General features: G+C 33.0%; 5 protein-coding genes. 4 read left to right on the plus strand and 1 reads right to left on the minus strand.

Annotated elements, in window-relative coordinates; translation table 11 throughout:
• Positions 1 to 327: 327 nt before the first annotated feature.
• Positions 328 to 798, plus strand: coding sequence for a YbaK/EbsC family protein (locus QQZ16_RS01580; RefSeq protein WP_031540274.1), 471 nt, complete (start codon positions 328 to 330; stop codon positions 796 to 798).
• A gap of 100 nt (positions 799 to 898) precedes the next feature.
• Here the strand turns inward: QQZ16_RS01580 and lexA are convergent, their stop codons facing one another.
• Positions 899 to 1,519, minus strand: a complete 621-nt coding sequence (gene lexA, locus QQZ16_RS01585; RefSeq protein ID WP_031540276.1) for a transcriptional repressor LexA — start codon at positions 1,517 to 1,519, stop codon at positions 899 to 901.
• 156 nt (positions 1,520 to 1,675) lie between these two features.
• On the opposite strand from lexA, the gene yneA reads away from it, so the two are divergent.
• From yneA to QQZ16_RS01600, 3 genes are all read left to right on the plus strand, one after another.
• Entirely contained in the window at positions 1,676 to 1,987 is a 312-nt protein-coding gene (gene yneA, locus QQZ16_RS01590) for a cell division suppressor protein YneA (protein WP_031540277.1), read from the plus strand.
• 25 nt (positions 1,988 to 2,012) lie between these two features.
• Complete coding sequence (locus tag QQZ16_RS01595) at positions 2,013 to 2,672, plus strand: YneB family resolvase-like protein (protein WP_031540278.1); 660 nt, start codon at positions 2,013 to 2,015, stop codon at positions 2,670 to 2,672.
• A 222-nt stretch (positions 2,673 to 2,894) separates the two neighbouring features.
• A complete protein-coding gene (locus QQZ16_RS01600) occupies positions 2,895 to 3,128 on the plus strand; it encodes a DUF896 domain-containing protein (RefSeq protein ID WP_284561001.1) in 234 nt (77 codons plus the stop codon).
• Positions 3,129 to 3,362: the final 234 nt, after the last annotated feature.

Below are 3,362 nucleotides of genomic sequence, written 5' to 3' on the forward strand. Positions count from 1 at the left end.
CGACCGAAAAGAAAAATACCCACAAAATTAGTAACAGAAACCGTGCGTCAGAACATGCCATACTTAAATCAAGCGATTGGAAAACCCATTCACTTTGCCTTACAGGGATTAAAAGGTTTTTAAAAAAGAAAAAAACGAAATTTTGATGAAAGAAAACATTTAGAAAACGGATACAAAATTAGAAGTTTTACTTTATAAAAAGGGAGCTAAAAAAACTCCCACAAAAACTTGACTCAATCGATTCATTTAAAGAATTTGAGCTTTATAGCAATTAATGATATATTTTAAATTATTAAAAAAAAAGGAATATTCAGGGAGTGTCATGCGTTGTCATTAGAAAATGTTCAAATTCATTTAAGTAAATGGAATAGAGAAAAAGATATTCAAGTATTTCAAACGTCTAGCGCTACTGTCTTAGAAGCAGCTGAAACATTAGGGGTAGAGCCAGAAAGAATCGCCAAAACGTTATCTTTCCGGAAAGATGATGATGCCATATTAATAGTTACAGCAGGGGATGCGAAAATTGATAACAAAAAATTTAAGCAAATCTTTGCAGAAAAAGCAAGGATGCTAGCGCCAGAAGAAGTATTGGAAAAAACAGGCCATGCAGTTGGTGGTGTTTGTCCTTTTGGGTTAGTAGAAAATTTGCCTGTCTATATGGATGAATCGCTAAAACGATTTACCACTGTTTTCCCAGCATGTGGAAGCAGTAATTCAGCGATCGAATTGACCAATGAAGAGCTATATATATATAGCAATGCAGTTGATTGGGTAGATGTCTGTAAGGAATGGGAATAAAAGGAATCTCCATCTATGAGCATAAATGATACATAGAAAAGGCTTGTCCAAAAATGGGACAAGCCTTTTGCGTGCTCTTATATTCTTATATTGAGAATTATTATTGAATATGACGATATACGCCAATTACTTTCCCAAGAATGCTTACATTACGAAGAATGATTGGTTCCATTGTACTGTTCTCAGGCTGAAGGCGAATAAAGTCGCGTTCTTTAAAGAATCGTTTAACCGTAGCTTCATCTTCCTCTGTCATTGCAACAACAATGTCTCCGTTGTTAGCAGAATGCTGTTGTCTAACGATAACATAGTCACCATCTAATATTCCTGCTTCAATCATACTTTCTCCCATAATTTCTAGCATGAATATTTGTTCATCACTTGGTGCTAGTCTTTCCGGTAACGGGAAATATTCCTCGACATTCTCGATAGCAGTGATAGGCAACCCCGCTGTAACTTTTCCGACTACAGGTACATTAATAATATTATATTTTGGTATATTACTTTCTTCTAAATCCAATATTTCAATAGCTCTAGGTTTTGTTGGATCACGACGGATTAATCCTTTACTCTCTAATCTTGCTAAATGGCCATGAACAGTTGAACTGGATGCAAGTCCAACAGCCTCTGCAATTTCACGAACAGAAGGTGGATATCCTTTTAGCTTTACTTCTTCTTTTATGTATTCTAGTATGTCTAATTGCCTCTTTGAAAGCTTCTGCATTATACGCACCTCGTTAAATTATTCTTGTACTAATTATAGCACGTTCTATATAAGGATACAAACATAAGTTCTATTTTGTTGTTGACAGGAAACGTTTGTTCGTATTAAACTAATTGCATAAACGAACATACATTCTAAATAAAGGTGGAATTATAAATGTCTAAATTGTGGGAAAAATATTCTTATACTATTATTCTTTTAATTTGTGGTTTTATAGCGTGTATAATGATTGTAGCGAATACTGGACAACCAGATTCTAGTAAATATGTGTCGATTACGGTAAAAAATGGTGAAACGGTATGGCAATTATCTAATGAATATGCCGGATCCTATAATATGACCAAAAAACAATTTATTAAATGGATTGAAGAGCATAATAATGTAGCTGCAAATAATATTTCAGCAGGAGAAGAATTAGTCATTCCAGTAAAAGTAGAGGATCATCAATTAATGTTAGCATCAGAATAATAGAAAAGGAATCTAGTAAGTAATGATGAATAAAAAGAATGAAAAGAATGCAATAATCTATTGTCGAGTGAGTACAGATAAAGAAGAACAGACAACTTCCCTAGCAAGGCAGGAAGAGGAATTAGTAGAGTTAGCAAATAAAATGGATTTTCAAGTGAAAAGAATCATATCGGAAAGAGCCAGTGGTTACGACTTAGATAGAGAAGGGCTACTTGAGCTTTTATCGATTATAAAAGAAGAAGAAATTTCGTCGATTTTAATACAGGATGAAACAAGATTAGGAAGGGGAAATGCAAGGATAGCGATTCTTCATTGCATTTTAAAGGAAAATGTTAAACTTTATAGTATCTCTTCCTCAGGAGAGCTTACTCTTTCAGAAGCCGATACGATGGTTTTACAGATTGTTAGCATAGTGGAAGAATATCAACGGAAAATACATAATTTAAAGATAAAAAGAGGCATGAGAAGAGCTGTAGAAAATGGGTATCGCCCAGACAAGAATTTAAAAAACTTAGGGGATCATTCAGGTCGACAGAAGTTAGATGTTCCCATAGAGGAAATCGTAAAACTAAAGCAAAATGGGTTAACATTTACAGAAATAACCTCCACTTTAAAGGGACTTGGATATCATTTTTCAAAGGCGACTATTCATCGCAGATATCAAGAATATATGGAGAAGCTATAATAGGAAAGACTAGATTACTTCTATGCTATGCTTAAAAATAGGAATGTACATGTATTTATGATATAATAGATTTTCAATTAGCCAGTTCATTTTTATAGACTGAGCTTTTTATTTTTGCTTTTATAAATAACCACCTTTAGTCCATACATGTAAACACAGCAAAAGTAAATGAAGAAGACTATTAAACAGAAATCATATACTATTTCTATAAAGGAGTTTAAAATGTTTCCTAAAAATAAACTTGATCGCATAAATGAACTTGCAAAAAAGAAAAAAGAGACGGGCCTAACACATGAAGAAGCAAAAGAACAAACTAAGCTCCGTGGTGAGTATTTGAAAAATTTCCGTTCCACAATGGTAAATACGATTGAAAATGTAAAGATTTTTGATCCAAAAGGTAATGATGTAACACCACAAAAAGTGAAAGATATACAAAACAAAAAAAAGATGCACTAAGTTTCATGCTCGCGTCCTAAAAAAAGGGCTGTTGTTTATGAACGAAGAAAAATATATAAAGTAATCTTTATGAAAAAATCTTAACATACATTGTTAAGGTTTTTTTTCTTACACGGAATAAATAACACCAACGGATAAAATAGGTTATAATAGACTTATTAATTATTTAAGTTGGTGTTTATTTATGCGTACTAAAAACAGGTTGAATCCAAGCGAGTCTATCTATTACAGTCC

Source organism: Bacillus sp. T2.9-1 (assembly GCF_950097965.1).
Lineage (GTDB): Bacteria > Bacillota > Bacilli > Bacillales > Cytobacillaceae > Niallia > Niallia hominis.

Excerpts from the sequence above, each read along its gene's own strand:
- lexA (WP_031540276.1), bottom strand. The coding sequence starts at position 1,519 with ATGCAGAAGCTTTCAAAGAGGCAATTAGACATACTAGAATACATAAAA.
- yneA (WP_031540277.1), top strand. The coding sequence starts at position 1,676 with ATGTCTAAATTGTGGGAAAAATATTCTTATACTATTATTCTTTTAATT.
- QQZ16_RS01595 (WP_031540278.1), top strand. The coding sequence starts at position 2,013 with ATGAATAAAAAGAATGAAAAGAATGCAATAATCTATTGTCGAGTGAGT.
- QQZ16_RS01600 (WP_284561001.1), top strand. The coding sequence starts at position 2,895 with ATGTTTCCTAAAAATAAACTTGATCGCATAAATGAACTTGCAAAAAAG.